Below are 18,836 nucleotides of genomic sequence, written 5' to 3'. Positions count from 1 at the left end.
CTTGCTGGCAATTTCGAATTGTTGCCGCCAACTTACATGCGCTTAGATCGCCAGCTCATCGGTATTTCTGGCGCCGGGTTCAGTCGCCCGGATCCCTTGCCGGGTCATAGTGATAATAAAAACAGGACAGTTTGTTCCCGTCAGGGTCGCGCAGATAAGTGACATAGAAATCAGGTGCGTAATAGTCTCTTGTACCCGGGGCACCAGCGTCTGTGCCACCATGCTCCAGCCCTGCTGTGTGAAACTGTCGGACCGTTGCGGCGCTTTGGGTGGGAAATGCGATCATCGTCCCGTTGCCCACATTGGCAGGGTTCCCGTCAAAGGGTGTGTGTATCCAGAACCCGGTCCCATCGTCTGGTTCGGTTCCCCAACCCGCACGATCTTTGGTCCATCCCGGAAGGCGTGGCAGATCCAAGACAGAAAAGATCGCGTCATAGAACTTAATGGCCCGCGACAGGTCATTTGTTCCATAAGTGACGTACAGGCGCACGGCTTCCCCCGATATAGGGACGGTATCACACGGCCTTTATATCGGAGGGTTACAGAAAAACAGCACTGAAATCTGTTTTAGATCAACGGGACAAAGGGCACATCACACGCTGCAAGCGTCATCATTGCGGCGAAAACCATAAACCTGCGCATTTGTTTTTTTCCTTCTGCTCAATCATAGAAAAGATGCGCGCCCGGGGACACAAGGTCAACGGGCGCGCGAAACGTTCGGTCGTGTAAGCAGGTTAAGGCCGATCAGCCCTGCAGCGATCTAACCTCGACATCGCCTTCGGCCTGCGCCTTGATTGCCAGCGCGGCGGCGTGGCTTGCGGCAGCTGTCGTGTAGTATGGGATCTTGTCATACAGTGCGATGGATCGGATGGCTTTGCTGTCCTCAACCGCTTGCGCGCCTTCGGTGGTGTTCATCAACAGCTGAACCTGGCCGTCTTTCAACATATCGACCACGTCCGGGCGGCCCTCATAGACCTTGTTGACGATCTCACAGGCAACGCCTTGCTCGGCCAACCAGCTTTGTGTGCCACGGGTCGCGACAAGCGAAAAGCCCTGTTCCGTCAGAACTTGAGCGGCTTCAAGCATAGCGGCACCTTTATCGGCGTCCTTGATCGAGATAAACGCACGACCCGAAGAGGGCAGAACCATGCCTGCGCCCATCTGCGCCTTGAGGAAGGCGCGCGGGAAGTCGCGGTCCCAGCCCATGACCTCGCCAGTGGAACGCATTTCCGGGCCCAGAATGGTGTCAACGCCGGGGAAGCGGGCAAAAGGCAAAACAGCCTCTTTCACCGAGAACCACGGCATGTCCGGATCGGCCAGCGTCATCTGGTCGGCAATCTTGGTGTCCTGACCTTCCTTATAAGCGGGGCGCATGGGGAAGTTCGAAAGTTTCTCACCGGCCATGACGCGTGCCGCAATCGAAGCAATCGCACTGTCGGTCGCCTTGGCCACAAACGGTACGGTCCGCGAGGCGCGTGGGTTCACTTCGATCAGGTAGATCTCATCGTCTTTGATCGCGAACTGCACATTCATCAGGCCGACAACGTTCAGTGCCTTGGCCAGCTTGAACGTCTGGCCCTTGATCTGATCGATAATCTCTGCCGATAGCGAGTAGGGCGGCAGCGAACAGGCCGAGTCGCCGGAATGTACGCCCGCCTCTTCGATATGCTGCATGATGCCCGCAACATGCACGTCGGTACCATCGCACAGCGCATCCACGTCCAGCTCGACCGCACCGGCCAAGTAGCTGTCCAGCAGCACAGGGCTGTCGCCCGAGACGACCACGGCCTCGTTGATGTAGCGCCTCAGTTGATCCATATCGCGCACGATTTCCATCGCACGACCGCCCAAAACGTAAGAGGGGCGGATCACCAGTGGGAAGCCTATCTCTTCAGCAATATCCAGCGCCTGTGCGTCGGTTGATGCGATGCCGTTTCTGGGCTGTTTCAGGCCCAGATCATTGACCAGCGCCTGGAAGCGTTCACGATCCTCGGCCAGATCGATGGCATCCGGAGTAGTGCCCAGGATCGGAATGCCTTCGGCTTCCAGCGCGTTGGCCAGTTTCAGGGGCGTCTGACCGCCGTACTGAACAATCACGCCGTGCAGGGTGCCGTTTTCCTGCTCCTTCGTCAGGATTTCCATGACGTGTTCGAAAGTCAGAGGTTCAAAATACAGACGATCCGAAGTGTCGTAATCGGTCGACACGGTCTCGGGGTTGCAGTTGATCATGATGGTTTCATAACCAGCGTCGGTCAGCGCGAAACAGGCGTGGCAGCAGCAATAGTCGAACTCGATGCCTTGACCAATCCGGTTCGGGCCACCGCCAAGGATGACGACTTTCTTGCGGTCAGACGGACGCGCCTCGCATTCTACGTCACCCATCATGGGGGCTTCGTAGGTCGAGTACATATAGGGCGTCTGCGCCTCGAACTCGGCGGCGCAGGTGTCGATGCGTTTGAACACGGCTGTAACGCCCAGATTGCGGCGCGCCCGGCGGACGTTGTCTTCGTCACGACCAGTCAGATTTCCCAAACGCGCGTCAGTAAAGCCCAGCATCTTGAGCTTACGGATGCCTTCCTCGGTCACGGGCAGGCCGTCTTTGCGCACCTGGCGTTCGGCTTCGATTATCTCGCGGATACGGGCAAGGAACCAAGGGTCGAACTTGGTGACGCCAAAGATCTCATCGTCGGTCAGCCCGTGGCGCATTGCTTGCGCGATGGTGCGCAGACGGTCGGGCGTCTGCTGGCTGATTGCTTTGATGACGGCGGCCTTGTCGTCGGCTTCGTCCCAGACACCGACATTCAGGCCGGGGATTTCCACCTCATCAAACCCGGTCAGACCCGATTCCATCGAAGCCAGCGCCTTTTGCATCGATTCGTGGATAGTACGGCCGATAGACATGGCCTCACCCACCGATTTCATGGCGGTGGTCAGGTAGGGCTCGGAGCCGGGGAATTTCTCGAACGCGAATTTCGGAATCTTGGTGACAACATAGTCGATGGTCGGCTCAAAGCTGGCCGGGGTGACTTTGGTGATGTCGTTGTCCAGCTCATCCAGCGTATAACCGACGGCCAGCTTGGCGGCGATCTTGGCAATCGGGAAACCGGTTGCCTTTGACGCCAGCGCCGAAGAACGCGATACGCGCGGGTTCATCTCGATCACGACCATCCGTCCGTCGACCGGGTTGATCGCCCATTGTACGTTCGATCCGCCGGTCTCGACGCCGATCTCGCGCAGCACGGCAATCGAGTGATTGCGCATGACCTGGTATTCTTTGTCAGTCAGCGTCAGGGCCGGGGCGACGGTGATCGAGTCACCCGTGTGCACGCCCATCGGGTCGATGTTTTCGATGGAGCAGACGATGATGGCGTTGTCGGCGGTGTCGCGCACCACCTCCATCTCGTATTCTTTCCATCCCAAAAGGCTTTCGTCGATTAGGATCTGGCCCACTGGCGAGGCATCCATGCCGGTGCGACAAATATGGATATAGTCTTCGCGGTTATACGCCACGCCGCCGCCTGTGCCGCCCAGCGTAAAGGCGGGGCGGATGATGGCGGGTAAGCCTACATTTTCAAGGGTTTCGAGGGCCAGCGCCACACCGGCGTCCAGGTCTTTCTTGCCGCTTTCGTTCTTGGGGGCAGTCACGATCTCGGCCTTGGGGTTTTCGATGCCCAGCCGGTCCATCGCCTCGCGGAACAAGGCGCGGTCTTCGGCCATTTCAATGGCGTCGCGCTTGGCACCGATCATCTCGACGCCAAACTTGTCCAGCACGCCCATCTCTTCCAGCGCGAGCGAGGTGTTCAGGCCGGTCTGCCCGCCCATGGTGGGCAGCAGCGCGTCGGGGCGTTCTTTTTCAATGATCTTGGCGACAACTTCTGGCGTGATCGGTTCGATATAAGTCGCGTCGGCCAATTCGGGGTCGGTCATGATCGTGGCGGGGTTTGAGTTCACCAGGATGACCCGGTACCCTTCTTCCCGTAGTGCCTTGCAGGCCTGAGCGCCGGAATAGTCGAACTCGCAAGCCTGACCAATAACAATGGGGCCCGCCCCGATGATCATGATCGACTGAATGTCGGTTCTTCTCGGCATGGCCACGTTCCTTCGATTGTCCGCGATTCAGGGCACCCCCAAGCGCCCAAATTGTCCTGCGTTATAGGGACCGCGCGAAAAGGTGCAAGGGGGATCGGAAACAGGGGCGAAATTGCCGCTTTCCCCCCTTTCCCTTGGCGGCGTATTCTCTATACCGCGCAGCACGACAAATGAGGATGCAATTGCGTATTCGTTTTGATCAGGGGCCAGCCGGGTCAGGAACCAGTTTTGACCGGCCAGCCGATATGATCCGCGCGGACAATGCGGAGGACGTGCCCCAAGCGTTGGAGGCGCTGGACGCGGCGCGCGCGCAAGGGGCTTGGTTGGCCGGCTATGCCAGCTATGAGCTAGGGTACGTGCTGGAACCGCGCCTGTCTGAGCGTTTGCCAGAAGGCCGCCGGCTGCCTTTACTATGCTTCGGCGTTTATGATCGCCCCATTCAGCGGGAATTGCCGGTTGCATCCGGTGGCGTGACCCAGTTTGAGCCGCGCTGGGACGAGGCGCGGTACACGCAGGCGTTTCAACACGTGCACGACGCCATTGGGGCAGGGGATATTTATCAGGCCAACCTGACATTCCCGATTGATATGACTGTAGAGGGCGATAGCGCCGCGCTTTATGCCGCGCTCACGGCCGGACAGCCCGTAGGTCACGGCGCGCTGATCCAGCAGGATGGGTTGCCCGATCTGCTCAGCCGGTCTCCCGAACTGTTCTTTCGCACGAACGCGGACCGCGGGATCGAAACCCGCCCAATGAAGGGGACCCAACCCCGCAGCGAGGATATGGCTGAAGACGCCCGGCGTCGCGCGTTCCTGGCGGTCGACGAAAAGAACCGGGCTGAAAACCTGATGATCGTCGATCTGTTGCGCAACGATATCAGCCGCGTCGCGATGCCCGGATCCGTCAAGGTGCCCGAACTGTTCAAAGTCGAAACTTATGCGACCGTGCATCAGATGATCTCGCTGGTGCAGGCGCAGCTGCATATGGGCGCCGAGCTGTCCGATATCCTGACTGCTCTGTTTCCCTGCGGTTCCATCACCGGTGCCCCCAAAATTCGAGCCATGGAGATTCTGTCCGATCTCGAACCCTGGCCTCGCGATGTTTATTGCGGTGCAATCGGGTGGGCTGCGCCGGACGGGCGTTCCGAATTCAACGTGGCCATCCGAACCCTGATGGTCGAGGATGGCGCGGCCACCCTCAATGTCGGCGGTGGAGTGATCTGGGACAGCACGGCCCCATCGGAATATGAGGAAGCGCTATGGAAAGCTCGCTTTGCCCACCAGCTGACCCTGACTTCCGCCTGATCGAAACACTGGCCTTTCGACCCGGCCAAGGGTTCGTTCGCCGGGATCGACATCTATCCCGTATGGCCCGGTCAGCTGCGGCCATGGGCATGCCTATCGATGTGGGCGCAGCCATCCAGGCACTGGACACTGTCGGAGGGCAATCTCCTCTGCGGTGCCGGCTTACACTGGCAGTTGATGGAACATACGATGTGACAACCGGAGCTTTGGCCGACAACCCACCATTATGGCGGGTCGCGGTCACCAAAATGCGGCTTTCCGCGTCGGATGTTTGGTTGCAGCACAAGACGACACAACGCTCTGTTTATGATACGGCTCGCGCATCGCTGCCGGACGGAATAGACGAATTTCTTTTTCTGAATGAACGTGAAGAACTGTGCGAAGGGACCATCACCAACCTGTTCCTGCATATGCCGGACGGCCGTCGTCTGACGCCAAAGCTGACCTGTGGTTTGCTTCCGGGGATTCTGCGAGAAGAACTGATTGATAATAAACAGGTTACCGAAAGCGTCTTGTCCTTGACCGATCTGAAAAACGCGGAAAAAGTTTTCGTAGGGAATTCCTTACGTGGCCTGATCCGGGCGGAATTGGCGGTATTGTGAGCAAACAAAGCGATTGGGCGCATGACGGGACGCATCACCTGCGGCTACGGCTGGAGTTCGGCCTGTTCTTTATCGCAGTGCCAGTTCTGATTGCAGTCTTTTTTCCTCCGAATTGGATGTTTCCGTCGCTGTTCACCTTCACGGCCATCGGTATCATCCTGCTCCATTACACGCCGGGTTTTGCCTGGGCCGAACTTCGGTACAACTGGCGCAATTGGACGTGGCGCGAGCTCGCTCTCTTCACTGTTGCCATGGCGGCGTTTTGCTCGGCGGTCGTCATGGCGATGCGACCGGATGTTGCATTTCGCATGCTTCTCTACCGGCCCGAATTCCTGGCAGTGATCTGGCTGGCTTACCCGATTGCTTCGGCCCTTCCGCAAGAGCTTTTGTTCCGGTCGCTGTTCTTCCGCCGCTACCAGGCGATCCTGCCAAACGGGAAGGCGGCTTACCTACTGAACGCGTCCTTGTTTTCGCTGGCCCACCTGATGTACTGGAGCTGGATTGTCGCCATCATGACCTTTGGCGGAGGGCTGTTGTTCACTTGGGCCTACCGCCAACGCGGGTCGTTTTTCTACGCGGTCCTGCTGCATGCTATTGCGGGTAATGTTATCTTTGCGGCGGGTCTGGGCATCTATTTCTATTCCGGCAACGTGCAAAGGCCGTTTTGACGGCGCGACCTGCCTTGACTTTCCAAGCCTGACAGGGTGTACCGGCGCGACGAATTCTACGCCCGAAGGGATAAATCCATGCACGCCTACCGCAGCCACACCTGCGCCGCACTGACCGCCGCCAATGTCGGTGAAACCGTCCGCCTGTCCGGTTGGGTGCATCGGGTACGAGATCACGGCGGCGTGCTGTTCATCGATCTGCGCGATCATTTCGGTGTGACACAGGTTCTGTGTGATGGCGACAGTGCAGCTTTTGCCGAGCTTGAGAAAGTACGTTCGGAATGGTGTATCCGCATCGACGGCACCGTCAAAGCACGTGACCCGGAGCTGGTGAACTCGAAACTGCCGACCGGTGAGATTGAAGTTTACGTGCGGGAGCTTGAGGTTCTGGGCGCGGCTGACGAACTGCCGCTGATGGTGTTCGGAGATCAGGAATACCCCGAAGAAACGCGTCTGCGCTACCGTTACCTGGACCTGCGCCGCGAGGCGATGCAGAACAACATGACCCTGCGCTCGGATGTTGTTTCTTCCATGCGCAAACGTATGTGGGATCAGGGCTTCCGCGAGTATCAGACGCCGATCATCACCGCATCGTCGCCTGAAGGCGCGCGTGACTTCCTTGTGCCGTCGCGTTTGCACCCGGGCAAGTTCTACGCGCTGCCGCAGGCCCCGCAGCAGTTCAAACAGCTGATCATGGTGTCGGGCTTTGACAAGTATTTTCAGATCGCCCCCTGCTTCCGTGACGAAGACCCACGTGCCGACCGCTCGCCCACTGATTTCTACCAGCTTGACCTTGAGATGTCATTTGTCGAACAGCAGGACGTGTTCGACACGATCCAGCCGGTTCTAACCGGTGTGTTCGAAGAGTTCGGCGGTGGCCGCAAGGTCGATCAGGAGTGGCCGCAGATCTCCTACAAGGATGCTGCATTGTGGTACGGTTCCGACAAGCCCGACCTGCGGAACCCTATCAAAATGCAAGTGGTCTCTGACCACTTCCGCGGGTCTGGCTTCGCGATTTTCGCGAAGCTGCTGGAGCAGGAAGGCACCGAAATCCGCGCCATCCCGGCGCCGACCGGCGGCAGCCGCAAGTTCTGTGACCGTATGAACGCTTTTGCCCAGAAAGAGGGTCTGCCCGGCATGGGCTACATCTTCTGGCGCGATCAGGGCGAAGGGATGGAGGCCGCAGGACCGCTGGCCAAAAACATCGGCCCCGAGCGCACCGAGGCGATCCGTCAGCAACTGGGGTTGGGCGTTGGTGATGCGGCGTTCTTCCTGGGTGGTAAGCCAAAAACCTTTGAAAAAGTCGCAGGTAAGGCTCGCGACGTGATCGGTGAGGAACTGAACCTGACCGAGAAAAACCGCTTTGCTTTTGCTTGGATCGTGGACTTCCCGATCTACGAGCAGGACGAAGAAACCGGCGCGATCGACTTTGAACACAACCCGTTCTCGATGCCGCAGGGCGGAATGGAGGCTCTGGAAGGCAATCCTCTGGACGTGCGTGGCTATCAGTACGACCTGGCCTGTAACGGGTATGAGCTGGTGTCGGGCGCGATCCGGAACCACAAGCCGGAAATCATGTTGAAAGCCTTTGAACTGGCTGGATACGGCGAAGAAGAAGTAAAAAGCCGCTTTGGTGCGCTGTTCAACGCCTTCCATTATGGTGCGCCGCCGCACGGTGGCTGCGCCGCTGGTATCGACCGTATCGTGATGCTGCTGGCCGATGAAGCCAACATCCGCGAGGTCATGATGTTTCCGATGAACCAGCGTGCCGAGGATCTAATGATGGACGCACCATCCGATCCGACCTCGGATCAGATGATGGAGCTGGGCCTGCGGATCATCCCTCAGGACTGAGAATAGCAAAACCCGCTGCTGACCCTGCAGCGGGTTTTTTCATAGCTTGTGCTTGTACAAAGGTCATGGCTATGGACCGGTATTCATCGCTTGGTCGCAGGTTTGCATAGCTCGTTTGTTGGCGACCTATTCCCATGGGTCCCTAAATGACTTCCGGCTAGAGCGAATATCGCGGGCGGTGGCGCGGGTTTGCCAGTAGACCCAAAGGCACAAGATCGTTGCGGTTATGAAGTAAGCGGTCATCATCTCAAATCGCCTCACGCTGTTCCAAACGGGTCTGCACAATCCCGGCGACCTGAGCAGCCACGGCCGTTACTAGGGTTCCGTCTGCCCGCGACTCGGCAAGCCGCTGGGCCGCTTCGGCCAAAACCGTATCCTCGGCATCGCGGGCAACCCCGCGCAGAAACTGTGCCGCGTAATCCAGCGTGCGCTGATCATTCGGACCGGCCAGAATGTCGGCGATATGCGCCATGTCATCCTGATAGGCCAACGGATCGGCGTTAATGATCTCATCCCGGACGGCATGCAGGCTGCTGGGTCGGCGATCTTCGGGCAAACGTTCTAGGATGGACGTCTGAAAATAGGCCAGCGACTTTAGGGGTTTCGCTAAGAACCCGTCGGCACCGGCCCGCATTGCGGTGCGTTTCATATGGTCATCCCCGGACATGCCAAGAATGGCCCCAATGCGGGGCGCAGCCTCAGACAGATCAGCGATTAGATCCGCGCCGGACCCGTCCGGCAGACCCATGTCTACGATGATGACAGACGGGCGGTAGATCTGCAGGTGACGCCGTGCCGATTGCAGGCAATCCGCCCGCCTGATGCGTGCGCCGCTGTGCAGGCACATCAGCCGAATGGCGTCGCAGGCATAGCGGCTGTCTTCCACAACCAAAATAGTTTGTCCCAGCAGGGGCCGCGTGGCCGTCGGCTGCGCGGGAGAGGCGAAGGGGCTCGAATCGTCCATGGCGGAACTCCTAATCAGCAGATACCTCACGCTAGGAACTTCTGGCTAACAGGGCGTTAACGGCAATTTGGCGCACTTGTTCTTTGTTCAATCAGCCCCCATAACCGCTGCAACGCAGAACAGAGGAGAGTTCCATGATTGGTCGCCTGAACCACGTAGCCATTGCCGTACCCGATCTTGAGGCCGCCTCGGAGCAGTATCGCAACGCGCTGGGCGCGAAAGTCGGCGCGCCGCAGGATGAGCCGGATCACGGCGTCACAGTTGTGTTCATCGAACTGCCCAATACCAAGATCGAACTGCTTTATCCGATGGGCGATGACAGCCCGATCAACGGGTTTCTGGAAAAGAACCCCGCTGGCGGCATCCACCATGTCTGCTATGAGGTCGAGGATATCATCGCTGCCCGCGATCACCTGAAAGAAACCGGCGCGCGCGTGCTGGGTTCGGGTGAGCCCAAGATCGGTGCGCATGGTAAACCGGTGCTGTTCCTGCACCCCAAAGATTTTAACGGCTGCCTGGTCGAGCTGGAACAGGTGTAACCTAACCGCGGAGGGGATAAGATGTCGATTACTGGTGCGGCCGTTCTGTTCGCTGTGATCTGGTTCATGACCTTGCTGGTGGTGCTGCCAATTCGCATCAAGACACAGGGCGATCTGGGTGATATCGTTCCGGGCACCCACGCGGGCGCACCTGAAGAGCATCACCTGAAGAAAAAGATGTGGATCACCACCGGTATCACGGTGGTGATCTGGGCCATTATCGCAGGCATCATCCTGTCCGGCATGATTTCCGTGCGAGACTTCGACTGGCTGAACCAGCTGGAGCCGCAGCGCTGATCTTTAAGCCATAGACCCTGATAGCTTGTGGTAGATATGGGTGAACGTTGCGACCCCAAGGATTGGGATCACAAGGTTCACCAGGGGCACGGATAGCGGGATCGCCATCAAAATGCCTGCCATCCAGATGGTCGTTGCGTGTTTGGCGCGCAGCTTACGTGCACCTTCGCGACCCAACCTGCGCATGGCCGCCAGCGTAAAGTATTCCCGCCCCAACAAGAAACCGTTCATGCCCCAGAAGATGAAGGGAGCGAGTGGGGTAAAGATTGCATAGAGAATCAGGGCCAGCAGGTTGGCAACGATCAGAACTCCCATGAAGCTCAGCCCGTCGCGCAGGCTTTCGCTGAATGGAATGGCTGGTACAGCAGGCAAAGACGGGTAATGCTTGTCTTCGACCGCTTGCGCGACGTCTTCCAGAAACATCGACGTAATCGCCGAGGCCACCGGGACCATCAGAAATACGGGCAGGATCAGGACGACAAAGATGCCGGAATAATTCAGCACGTCGTTCAACCACGGCACGGCACCGATAAAGGGCAGAGAGATCTCGTTCCCCGACAGCCTGTTTATCAGCCAGATCGCCAAAGCACATGCGGCGATCAGCAAAACAATCGTCAGACCAACGCCGCGCAACAGGACAGCCCGGAACTTTGGGTCGCCGATCTGTCCCAGCGCTGCAAAAAAGGCGTTGAGAATGGTCATTCCGAAACCCACTGCGTCAACCCATCCACGTCAGGGCGGGGTCTTTCGGGCGGTGCTTTGCCCTCGGTCGCGATATGGACCAGACCCGCGACGCGTTCATTATCTTGTAGCCCGAACGCCTTTTTGCAAAAGTCCCGGTTGTGGGTCTGCCAACCGGACAGCCAGTTCGCGCCCCAACCCGCAGCAAGCGCCGCGTTCAGCAAAGCCAGGCACACTGCGCCAGCGGAATAGGTCTGTTCGATTGCAGGGATTTTCGCGGAGGGTTTTTGAACCTCGATCACGGCGACCGCCAGATGGCCCATGTCGAACTGACTGCGGGCTTTGGCGATATCCTCAGCAGACTTGCCCAGGGCCGCGCCACAATCTTCGGTCAGCTGCGCCAGACGCGGCATGGCACCTTTCTCAAGCACGATGAAACGCCAGGGTTCCAGCTTGCCATGATCCGGGCTGCGTGCGGCGGCTGTCAGCAGGGGCAACAGCTGTTCCCGCGTCGGTGCGGGTTCAACCAGCGTTTTTGCAGGGCGCGACCGGCGCGATTGCAGAAACTCCAGGGCGGCCGGATTCTTCAAGGACATATGTTAACTTTCTTTACATAGGCGGTTGTGTATGTGGTTGAACATCTGGCGGGTTTCAAGGGCAAGTGGCTGGATGCAGGAGATCAATTTCACTCCCTGAGCGTTCGTGCAAGGATGTTCAAGAAGAAGAGAGGGAAGATGGCCAAACCAAAGCTGCGAAATGTACCGGATCTGAGCGCGCACGCCGTACCCGATGAAGGGATCGAGGTCCGGGTCACGCCGAAAGCTGCGAAGGATGGGATTTTAACCGATCAGGGAAACATTCGCATCACCGTCACCGCGCCGCCCGAAAATGGCAAGGCAAACGAGGCGGTGCGCAACATTTTGGCCGTGGCCATGGGGGTGGCACCGTCCACTCTGATCCTCAAGCGGGGGCAGACGTCGCGCGACAAGGTATTTGTCTATTCACCCTGATCCGGTGTTTCCCGGATTTGGTACACGCCTTCCGGCAAGTCCAAAGCCGCCGCCAGATCGCGCACCTGTTCTGGGGACAACGTGATCCTCTGAATCTGATCCGTGCGCGGGTCCAATTGTTCAAGCGTCACACATTCGGCGAAGCTGTTGATCACGACATCCTCTTGCAAAGGCTTGGGGCCTTCGTCCACCAGAGTAATGACTGTCGAGTCGAATTCATGCTCAATCGAAAACATGAAAGCAGAGTGCAGGTCAGCCGAATGCAATGCAACCCGTACCTTACCAATCGGGCTGTGGTGATTGGCGCGGCTCCGCGCTATGGTCGTGAAAACGGGCCAACCGTTTCAAAGGATTATGAATGTATCGTCTGATCTGTTTGTTTCTTCCTCTTTTTCTGGCGGCCTGTAGTGCTGGCGAGATGCGATTGCAGCCCGCGACCCAATGGTCGGGGACCTTGGGTGAGTATCAGGTAGAGGCGGCCGCGGTTCGAGATGTCAGCCGCTCCATCGGCAAGGAAGCCCGGGCAGAGTGTCTGAAGCGGGCCAAAGTCAAAAATTGCGATTTCACGGTTCTTGTTGATCTCAATCCACAAGCGGAAGCGAATGCGTTTCAGACCTTGGATGACAGGGGCCAGCCGGTGATCATAATGACCCGATCCATGATTCAGTCGGCGCAAAATCCAGATGAGCTGGCTTTTGTACTCGGGCACGAGACCGCTCATCATCTGCTGCGTCACATTCCGCGCCAGGCCGAAAACGCACAGGAAAGCGCAGTCATATTCAACAATCTGGGCAAGCTCTTTGGAGAAGAGGGAGAAGACCTGGAGCGTACACAGAAAATTGGGGCGGAAGTGGGTGTGCAATTGAATGTTAAGGCCTTCGAGCTTGAGGCTGACCAGTTGGGCACAATTATTACCCACAATGCCGGATATAACCCGTTGATCGGTGCAAAGTACTTTGACCGCATCCCGGACCCGGAGGACAGTTTTCTTGCGTCACATCCGCCGAATGCGCAGCGTGTGCAGATGGTTCAGAACACGGCCCGAAAACTTGGGCTGACGCAATGACCCAAATAGCAAGGCTGGGCGTAATCCTGACGGATCGTGGATCGAAATACGCGGTGTCGGGGGCTGCTGTGCAAACGCGCGAGGACGTGGATGCCGTTCTGCAAGATCTCAAGTCCGACAAAGCCTATGCCAAGGCGACGCACAATACCTGGGCGACGATCTTGCCTACAGGGGCTCTCAAGGCCGACGACGGCGAAAGCGGCGCCGGAATGGTCATTCTGCGCATGCTCGAAAGGGCCGGACTGGAGGGCCACATCATCATTGTCACCCGCTGGTACGGGGGTAAAAAGCTGGGCGGTGACCGCTTTCGCAGGGTGCAGGATGCCACCCGCGCCTATCTGGACCAGATCGGCGCCGGGTCTTGACCTGAGTCAAATGCCAGTTCGGGCCGCTGCGCTATCCTGTCAGAACTGTGCGACAGGGAGACAGCGCAATGCTTGGCAAAAATACTCTGAAACGACATGCGGAACTGGTCGACCAGATGGCAACCCACGTCGGGGTCGATCTGGAAGATGCGGCCATAGGCGGTGATGTCTCGATTGACCAGATATCTGATGCGGTCCTGCGATGCAGTGATTGTTCGAACCCTGATCATTGTGCGCAATTTCTGGCACAATCTGCCCAAGGCCAGAAAACCCCGGAATACTGCAGGAATACGTCCCTGTTTGACCGCCTCACTTCGCTGTCGGAAAGCAAGCGCGACGGTTAAGAAAAATCATGCCGCGCATCGCCGCGTTTGTGCAAACAAAAGGCAGATCTGCCAATGACCCGAGATACTCTGGGCGACGTGGAGAAACACTTTTGGCTAACCCGGTCGGTAGCCAGATGTATAGATGTTTCGTTGACCGAAGCGATGGCCGAGGGGCGGTTGACCACCAATGGTTATGAGGAGATTGTGACACGCTGTCGTGCCTCTGAATGCAGCGACCAATGCGAATTGTGGTTGTCGAAACAACAGGTCAAAGCCGATTCGGCCCCTGAATTCTGCGTGAATGCAGAAACGCTGAACGCTTTGAAGACTTAGTCAGAGCTTGGAATGCGAACCGTCGCACAGCGGCGGATTGGCCGTTTGTTTGCACCCGCAAAAGAACACCTTCTTGCTGGTCTCGGCAGTAAACTTCACTGGTTCAAACTGGGTTCCCTTGTGTGAACCATCGCAGAAGGGCTGGCGCTCTGACTTGCCGCAAGCACACCAGAAATAGGTTTTCCCTTCGGTCACTTCGACCGGGTAGGGGGCTTTTTGGGCAGGTTTCGGCTCATCTGACATGTGGCTGCTCCGCTTTTGGCTAATGTCGTGAAACAACTATAAGGCCATCGCGGGGGCGTGTAGAGCGCTTATGTTTCTTTATGCAAGCAGCATGGTTTTGCCGTTCTCACAAAACTGTGATTGATTTTGTTGCAATAATATCAACGAGGTCGTATTTTGAGACTGGCCCCAGATAATAGGGCAATATGAGAAAATTTTTAGAGGAATGACGGACATGAAACTTAAATTTGCTGCCGTTAGCGCAATTGCCCTGGTTCTGGCTGCATGCTCGCAGCAGGAAGAGCCGACGCCGGTTTACATCACGCCTGAATACGACAAGTTCGGCACACCGAGCTGCCCGGCTGGAACCGAGCTGGCCACGACTGAAGCGGGACAGACCATCTGTAACCCGGTCGCTCAGTAAGAATTCTGCGGGCGGTCTTGTTTTGGCCGCCCGCTTACTCAACGCATCCGACCGCCCTTGTTGGGCGGTTTTTTTGTGCCCGCTTTAGGCCGGCGCGGGTCAGATCAGAATGCGTCGAAAATGGGCAATCATCGCCTCGCCAGCCGTCAATATCCGTGCCCAAACGACTTGCGGTGATAGTGTTGACGCCTTGACTCGTACCGTGGTGCATAAAGGTAGCGATAGGATTTCTTTTTTTGCTTTTGCTGAACGTAGGGCGCGTTCTTAGGGGCCGGTTTTGCGTGGTAGACTTTTGGTGTGTAGACTTTCGGAGAGTAATAGTGCCGGTGAATGCGGATTTTATTGCTGTTATGAACATGTTGCGATTTTGACCCAACAACAACTTGGCCGCTCGTTCCAACGGTGATGCTGCCTGCAGTTGCCGGGCCAGAAAAAAGTTGGGACGCAAGTATCGCGGCCAAGCAATTGAATGAGATTGCACGAAAGTACGCCATGAAAACCCTCCTTCCAGCAAGTTGAGGTTTTCATTCATGGTCCGGGAAAATCCCGGCTCAAGCCAATAAACTTAAATCACGCTCTGCCCATCTGGGGTGAACGGGCATATTAGGGTCAGGTGCGTTTGCCCCATAAATCGTATTCGCCGGCCTCATCGATCTCGACCGATACGATGTCACCAGGCTTCAGATCATCGAAACCCTCATCGATGAACAGGTTCCCGTCGATCTCGGGCGCGTCCGCCTTGGTGCGGCACGTGGCGGCTTCGTCATCAACCTCGTCCACGATCACGTCGATGGTCTGGCCGACCTTGGCGGCCAGCTTAGCCTCGGAGATGGCCTGCGCTTTTTCCATGAAGCGTTCCCAACGCTCTTGTTTGACCTCGGCTGGAACGTGATCTGGCAGGTCGTTTGATCGCGCGCCATCGACGTTTTCGTATTGGAAGCAGCCAACACGATCCAGTTGCGCCTCGTCCATCCAATCCAGAAGGGTCTGGAACTCGGCCTCGGTCTCGCCCGGATAACCGACGATAAAGGTCGACCGCAGCGTGATGTCCGGGCAGGTTGCGCGCCATGCGGCGATCTCATCCAAAGTCTTGGCTCCCGCTGCCGGGCGTGCCATGCGTTTCAGAACGTCCGGATGGGCATGCTGGAACGGGATGTCCAGATAGGGCAGGATGTTGCATCCGGCGTCGGCCATCAGGGGGATCAACTCGCGCACATGCGGGTAGGGGTAGACATAGTGGAGCCGAACCCATGCATCCAACTGCCCCAGCTCACGCGCCAGATCGGTGATGTGGCTGCGCACCTCGCGGTCCTTCCACGGGTTTAAGTCATACTTCCGGTCCAACCCATAGGCGGATGTGTCCTGCGAGATCACCAGCAATTCACGCACGCCATTGTCGACCAGCTTTTCGGCTTCGCGCAGCACCGCGTGGGCCGGGCGGCTGGCGAGCTTGCCGCGCATGTCAGGGATGATGCAGAACTTGCATTTGTGGTTACAGCCCTCGGAAATCTTGAGATAGCTGTAATGTCGGGGGGTCAACTGTACGCTTGCAGCAGGCAGCAGGTCCACAAACGGATCAGGATCGGGCGGCACTGCCGAATGCACCGCATCCAGTACCTGCTCGTATTGATGCGGGCCGGTAACAGCCATGATGCGCGGGTGATGTTCGCGGATGTAATCCGGTTCCGCGCCCAGACAGCCGGTCACGATGACCTTGCCATTCTCGACCAGCGCCTCGCCGATCGCGTCCAGCGACTCGGCCTTGGCACTGTCGAGAAACCCGCAGGTATTCACGATCACGGCATCCGCGCCTGAATAGTCGGGCGAGATGCCGTATCCTTCGGCACGCAGGCGCGTCAGAATGCGCTCACTATCGACCAGGGCCTTGGGGCAGCCCAAGGATACCATACCGATGGTCGGCTGGTTCGAACGTGGCGTCTCGGGCATCCGGGCGGTAGGCGCCAGGTCGGGGCGGAGGTTTGGCGGGTTCGTTGTCATTGCGCGGCATATAATGGGGAACGCTTCCCCTTGCAAATGCGGCGCAGGCTTTGGATGATCTTTTTAACGCATGAAAAAAGGCGGAGAGCAGAATATGAAGTGGCTGTTGCGCATAGTTTTCCTGTTGGTGGCGGTTTTTGGATTGGTCATCGGGGCCTTGCTGCTGATGCCCGGCGACAAGCTGGCCACCATATTGGCCGAGCAGGTCCGCACCCAAACCGGGCGTGACCTGAAGCTTACGGGTGATGTGAACCTGTCTTTCTGGCCCGTGCTGGGGCTGGAAACCGGTCCGGTGACTTTTGGAAATGCACAATGGGCCGGTCCTGAACCAATGCTGAGCGCCGAAAGCCTGGCCGTGGGGGTTGATGCTGCAGCGCTGATCTCCGGAGACCTACGCATCAAACGGGTGATTGCCGACAATCCGGTTCTGCGGTTGGAACTTTCGGATGGGCGTGGGAATTGGGAACTTTCGGCACCCGCAAACACAACCTCGGCGGGGGCTGCAAGCGGCGCGGCACCGCAAGGGCAGCAGGGCGAGGTGACGCTGGATCATCTGAAGCTGACGAATGCACGTTTGGTCTATATCGAAAACGGCGCAACTAAATTCGATTTTGCCAATGTCAATCTGGCGGCCAGTTGGCCGGACGTTTCGGCGCCTCTGCAGGTTCAGGCTCAGATGGCAGTGCCCGGGGGGGCGGTCGATGTCGACCTCAAGATTCAAGATCTGCCAGCTTACGCGTCCGGCGCGGTAACGCCGCTGGATTTGACCATGACCGCGCCCGGAGGAGAGTTCGGTTTTGCAGGCCGGGTCAATCTGGCTGGTGAAATGGATGGCAGATTGCTGGCCAAAACGACGAACACGGAACGTATGCTGGCTGCTTTTGGTCAGGCCGGTGTTGGGGAGCCATTGGGTCTTGGGCGCGAGGCTGACGTGGCCGGGCAAATGACCTATACCAGCGATGGTCGGATTTCACTGCGCAATTTGGTGGCGTTGCTGGATAATAATCGCCTGACCGGCGAGGCAGATATCGTTATCTCGGACCCGCCGCAGATTACCGCACGGCTGGAAGGCGGTGACCTGGATCTTACTCAATTCAATGATACGCCTGGTGGCGCTGGCGGAGGGTCGGCGCCGTCGCCTGACCAAGGGTGGTCGACCACCCCGATTGATGCGTCTGCGCTGGCCTTGGCGAATGGCAAAATCCGCCTCAAAGCCAATTCCATTGCCGTACCGGGCCTGACGCTGGGACCCAGCGATCTGACGCTTAACCTTGATCGATCCAGGGCGGTTCTTCAGATGAATCCTGCCACATTGTTTTCAGGGCATCTGAACGGGCAAGTGGTTGCCAACAACCGGAACGGTTTATCGGTCGGCGGCAATCTGACCGCGGATGGTATGGACGTACAGCAAGCTCTGTCCGCCCTTGGCGGGATCGAGCGGTTGTCCGGCACCGGATCAGGATCGTTTGAGTTTCTGGGAGTTGGACAGACCGAGGATCAGATCATGCGCTCACTCAGCGGCAAGGGTCGTGTGGACGTGGGCAAGGGCGTGATCTCGGGGTTTGATCTGGACCGCCTGATGGGCCGCAGCGGGGGTGAGGGCGGCACAACCGTATTCAACAGCCTGTCCGCCAGCTTCACCATGGATCAAGGGGTATTGTGGAACAACGACCTATTGATGGCGCTGGATAACTTCCGAGCCGACGGTTCCGGTCGGGTCGGAATCGGCAACCGCGATATCGACTATCTTTTCACACCTGTTGCGCTGCGCGCGAATTCGGGAAACGGCATCGCGGTACCAGTGAAAATCGTCGGGCCGTGGAGCAACCCGTCGATCAAGCCGGATCTGACCAAAGTCATTGAAGCTGTTGCTGAAGGAAAAGCCAAAGAGCTTGAAGATGAGGCCAAGCAGAAAGTCTTAGACAAAGTCGGGGACGAGCTGAACACGACGATTACGGACAGTGATCAGATCGAAGATGCGATCAAGAACAAACTGGAAGACGAAGTGAACAAGGGGCTGCTGAAGCTATTTGGCGGTAACTAATCAGCGCCAATACGCAAAGGTTTCGGGGCAGAAGATGCCCCGAAACGCAG

General features: G+C 57.7%; 21 protein-coding genes. 13 read left to right on the top strand and 8 right to left on the bottom strand.

Translation table 11 applies throughout. The features are described from left to right. Positions 1 to 79: 79 nt before the first annotated feature. Together AC2FI9_RS16225 and carB are read right to left on the bottom strand one after the other, a co-directional pair. Positions 80 to 490 (bottom strand): VOC family protein, encoded by a 411-nt coding sequence (locus AC2FI9_RS16225; protein ID WP_496769052.1) that lies wholly within the window; start codon positions 488 to 490, stop codon positions 80 to 82. A gap of 254 nt (positions 491 to 744) precedes the next feature. Then, complete coding sequence (gene carB, locus AC2FI9_RS16220) at positions 745 to 4,089, bottom strand: carbamoyl-phosphate synthase large subunit (RefSeq protein WP_496769050.1); 3,345 nt, start codon at positions 4,087 to 4,089, stop codon at positions 745 to 747. A gap of 176 nt (positions 4,090 to 4,265) precedes the next feature. Between carB and AC2FI9_RS16215 the strand changes: the two genes are divergently transcribed. The 4 genes from AC2FI9_RS16215 to aspS all read left to right on the top strand — a co-directional run bounded on the left by AC2FI9_RS16215 (position 4,266) and on the right by aspS (position 8,517). Next, positions 4,266 to 5,393 (top strand): aminodeoxychorismate synthase component I, encoded by a 1,128-nt coding sequence (locus AC2FI9_RS16215; protein ID WP_496769154.1) that lies wholly within the window; start codon positions 4,266 to 4,268, stop codon positions 5,391 to 5,393. Further along, a complete protein-coding gene (locus AC2FI9_RS16210; protein ID WP_496769046.1) occupies positions 5,348 to 5,995 on the top strand; it encodes an aminotransferase class IV family protein in 648 nt (215 codons plus the stop codon). The genes AC2FI9_RS16215 and AC2FI9_RS16210 overlap by 46 nt, the downstream gene beginning before the upstream one ends. Then, entirely contained in the window at positions 5,992 to 6,663 is a 672-nt protein-coding gene (locus AC2FI9_RS16205; RefSeq protein ID WP_496769044.1) for a CPBP family intramembrane glutamic endopeptidase, read from the top strand. Before AC2FI9_RS16210 ends, AC2FI9_RS16205 begins: the two co-directional genes overlap by 4 nt. Before the next feature lie 78 nt (positions 6,664 to 6,741). Next, entirely contained in the window at positions 6,742 to 8,517 is a 1,776-nt protein-coding gene (aspS, locus tag AC2FI9_RS16200) for an aspartate--tRNA ligase (RefSeq protein WP_496769043.1), read from the top strand. A 247-nt stretch (positions 8,518 to 8,764) separates the two neighbouring features. On the opposite strand, the gene AC2FI9_RS16195 is transcribed toward aspS, so the two are convergent. Continuing rightward, the gene (locus tag AC2FI9_RS16195; RefSeq protein ID WP_496769041.1) at positions 8,765 to 9,481 is read right to left on the bottom strand and encodes a response regulator; all 717 of its coding nucleotides are present in this window, start codon (positions 9,479 to 9,481) and stop codon (positions 8,765 to 8,767) included. 134 nt (positions 9,482 to 9,615) lie between these two features. On the opposite strand from AC2FI9_RS16195, the gene mce reads away from it, so the two are divergent. Next, positions 9,616 to 10,020 (top strand): methylmalonyl-CoA epimerase, encoded by a 405-nt coding sequence (mce, locus tag AC2FI9_RS16190; RefSeq protein WP_058275955.1) that lies wholly within the window; start codon positions 9,616 to 9,618, stop codon positions 10,018 to 10,020. Positions 10,021 to 10,041: 21 nt separating this feature from the next. Beyond that, the gene (locus AC2FI9_RS16185) at positions 10,042 to 10,317 is read left to right on the top strand and encodes a DUF1467 family protein (protein ID WP_496769039.1); all 276 of its coding nucleotides are present in this window, start codon (positions 10,042 to 10,044) and stop codon (positions 10,315 to 10,317) included. Between the two features lie 3 nt (positions 10,318 to 10,320). Here the strand turns inward: AC2FI9_RS16185 and AC2FI9_RS16180 are convergent, their stop codons facing one another. Continuing rightward, a complete protein-coding gene (locus AC2FI9_RS16180) occupies positions 10,321 to 11,019 on the bottom strand; it encodes an EI24 domain-containing protein (protein WP_496769036.1) in 699 nt (232 codons plus the stop codon). After that, positions 11,016 to 11,594, bottom strand: a complete 579-nt coding sequence (locus AC2FI9_RS16175) for a nitroreductase family protein (RefSeq protein WP_496769034.1) — start codon at positions 11,592 to 11,594, stop codon at positions 11,016 to 11,018. The genes AC2FI9_RS16180 and AC2FI9_RS16175 overlap by 4 nt, the downstream gene beginning before the upstream one ends. Before the next feature lie 138 nt (positions 11,595 to 11,732). Between AC2FI9_RS16175 and AC2FI9_RS16170 the strand changes: the two genes are divergently transcribed. After that, entirely contained in the window at positions 11,733 to 12,008 is a 276-nt protein-coding gene (locus AC2FI9_RS16170; RefSeq protein ID WP_496724578.1) for a DUF167 domain-containing protein, read from the top strand. On the opposite strand, the gene AC2FI9_RS16165 is transcribed toward AC2FI9_RS16170, so the two are convergent. Further along, positions 11,996 to 12,244 carry a DUF8831 family protein gene (locus AC2FI9_RS16165; RefSeq protein ID WP_108859312.1) on the bottom strand — a complete coding sequence of 83 codons (249 nt, stop codon included), beginning with the start codon at positions 12,242 to 12,244 and terminating at the stop codon, positions 11,996 to 11,998. The two genes, AC2FI9_RS16170 and AC2FI9_RS16165, sit on opposite strands and share 13 nt — an antisense overlap. Before the next feature lie 122 nt (positions 12,245 to 12,366). Here AC2FI9_RS16165 and AC2FI9_RS16160 point away from each other — a divergent pair, with 122 nt between their 5' ends. From AC2FI9_RS16160 to AC2FI9_RS16145, 4 genes are all read left to right on the top strand, one after another. After that, positions 12,367 to 13,074, top strand: a complete 708-nt coding sequence (locus AC2FI9_RS16160; RefSeq protein WP_496704770.1) for a M48 family metallopeptidase — start codon at positions 12,367 to 12,369, stop codon at positions 13,072 to 13,074. Beyond that, the gene (locus AC2FI9_RS16155) at positions 13,071 to 13,439 is read left to right on the top strand and encodes a YigZ family protein (RefSeq protein ID WP_496769032.1); all 369 of its coding nucleotides are present in this window, start codon (positions 13,071 to 13,073) and stop codon (positions 13,437 to 13,439) included. The genes AC2FI9_RS16160 and AC2FI9_RS16155 overlap by 4 nt, the downstream gene beginning before the upstream one ends. Before the next feature lie 68 nt (positions 13,440 to 13,507). Continuing rightward, positions 13,508 to 13,783 (top strand): DUF6455 family protein, encoded by a 276-nt coding sequence (locus AC2FI9_RS16150; RefSeq protein ID WP_109313235.1) that lies wholly within the window; start codon positions 13,508 to 13,510, stop codon positions 13,781 to 13,783. Between the two features lie 54 nt (positions 13,784 to 13,837). After that, positions 13,838 to 14,098, top strand: coding sequence for a DUF6455 family protein (locus AC2FI9_RS16145; RefSeq protein ID WP_496769029.1), 261 nt, complete (start codon positions 13,838 to 13,840; stop codon positions 14,096 to 14,098). Here AC2FI9_RS16145 and AC2FI9_RS16140 read toward each other — a convergent pair whose 3' ends face one another. Next, a complete protein-coding gene (locus tag AC2FI9_RS16140) occupies positions 14,099 to 14,341 on the bottom strand; it encodes a CDGSH iron-sulfur domain-containing protein (protein ID WP_496724077.1) in 243 nt (80 codons plus the stop codon). It lies immediately after the preceding gene. Positions 14,342 to 14,555: 214 nt separating this feature from the next. Here AC2FI9_RS16140 and AC2FI9_RS16135 point away from each other — a divergent pair, with 214 nt between their 5' ends. Beyond that, complete coding sequence (locus AC2FI9_RS16135; RefSeq protein WP_058275732.1) at positions 14,556 to 14,744, top strand: hypothetical protein; 189 nt, start codon at positions 14,556 to 14,558, stop codon at positions 14,742 to 14,744. 609 nt (positions 14,745 to 15,353) lie between these two features. On the opposite strand, the gene rimO is transcribed toward AC2FI9_RS16135, so the two are convergent. Next, complete coding sequence (gene rimO / locus AC2FI9_RS16130; RefSeq protein WP_496769027.1) at positions 15,354 to 16,742, bottom strand: 30S ribosomal protein S12 methylthiotransferase RimO; 1,389 nt, start codon at positions 16,740 to 16,742, stop codon at positions 15,354 to 15,356. 94 nt (positions 16,743 to 16,836) lie between these two features. Here rimO and AC2FI9_RS16125 point away from each other — a divergent pair, with 94 nt between their 5' ends. Next, the gene (locus AC2FI9_RS16125) at positions 16,837 to 18,786 is read left to right on the top strand and encodes an AsmA family protein (RefSeq protein WP_496769026.1); all 1,950 of its coding nucleotides are present in this window, start codon (positions 16,837 to 16,839) and stop codon (positions 18,784 to 18,786) included. Positions 18,787 to 18,836 lie beyond the last annotated feature (50 nt).

It is taken from the genome of Ruegeria sp. CDSA246, assembly GCF_059611225.1.
The sequence above is the reverse complement of the archived record's forward strand: the minus strand, read 5'-3'. Positions and strand labels throughout refer to the sequence as shown.

Bases quoted from the DNA above. Each gene is read 5' to 3' on its own strand.
- AC2FI9_RS16175 (WP_496769034.1), bottom strand. From the start codon at position 11,594: ATGTCCTTGAAGAATCCGGCCGCCCTGGAGTTTCTGCAATCGCGCCGG.
- AC2FI9_RS16180 (WP_496769036.1), bottom strand. From the start codon at position 11,019: ATGACCATTCTCAACGCCTTTTTTGCAGCGCTGGGACAGATCGGCGAC.
- AC2FI9_RS16145 (WP_496769029.1), top strand. From the start codon at position 13,838: ATGACCCGAGATACTCTGGGCGACGTGGAGAAACACTTTTGGCTAACC.
- AC2FI9_RS16210 (WP_496769046.1), top strand. From the start codon at position 5,348: ATGGAAAGCTCGCTTTGCCCACCAGCTGACCCTGACTTCCGCCTGATC.
- AC2FI9_RS16165 (WP_108859312.1), bottom strand. From the start codon at position 12,244: ATGTTTTCGATTGAGCATGAATTCGACTCGACAGTCATTACTCTGGTG.
- aspS (WP_496769043.1), top strand. From the start codon at position 6,742: ATGCACGCCTACCGCAGCCACACCTGCGCCGCACTGACCGCCGCCAAT.
- AC2FI9_RS16195 (WP_496769041.1), bottom strand. From the start codon at position 9,481: ATGGACGATTCGAGCCCCTTCGCCTCTCCCGCGCAGCCGACGGCCACG.
- AC2FI9_RS16140 (WP_496724077.1), bottom strand. From the start codon at position 14,341: ATGTCAGATGAGCCGAAACCTGCCCAAAAAGCCCCCTACCCGGTCGAA.
- AC2FI9_RS16160 (WP_496704770.1), top strand. From the start codon at position 12,367: ATGTATCGTCTGATCTGTTTGTTTCTTCCTCTTTTTCTGGCGGCCTGT.
- AC2FI9_RS16125 (WP_496769026.1), top strand. From the start codon at position 16,837: ATGAAGTGGCTGTTGCGCATAGTTTTCCTGTTGGTGGCGGTTTTTGGA.
- carB (WP_496769050.1), bottom strand. From the start codon at position 4,089: ATGCCGAGAAGAACCGACATTCAGTCGATCATGATCATCGGGGCGGGC.
- rimO (WP_496769027.1), bottom strand. From the start codon at position 16,742: ATGACAACGAACCCGCCAAACCTCCGCCCCGACCTGGCGCCTACCGCC.
- AC2FI9_RS16215 (WP_496769154.1), top strand. From the start codon at position 4,266: ATGCAATTGCGTATTCGTTTTGATCAGGGGCCAGCCGGGTCAGGAACC.
- AC2FI9_RS16170 (WP_496724578.1), top strand. From the start codon at position 11,733: ATGGCCAAACCAAAGCTGCGAAATGTACCGGATCTGAGCGCGCACGCC.
- AC2FI9_RS16135 (WP_058275732.1), top strand. From the start codon at position 14,556: ATGAAACTTAAATTTGCTGCCGTTAGCGCAATTGCCCTGGTTCTGGCT.
- mce (WP_058275955.1), top strand. From the start codon at position 9,616: ATGATTGGTCGCCTGAACCACGTAGCCATTGCCGTACCCGATCTTGAG.
- AC2FI9_RS16185 (WP_496769039.1), top strand. From the start codon at position 10,042: ATGTCGATTACTGGTGCGGCCGTTCTGTTCGCTGTGATCTGGTTCATG.
- AC2FI9_RS16155 (WP_496769032.1), top strand. From the start codon at position 13,071: ATGACCCAAATAGCAAGGCTGGGCGTAATCCTGACGGATCGTGGATCG.
- AC2FI9_RS16150 (WP_109313235.1), top strand. From the start codon at position 13,508: ATGCTTGGCAAAAATACTCTGAAACGACATGCGGAACTGGTCGACCAG.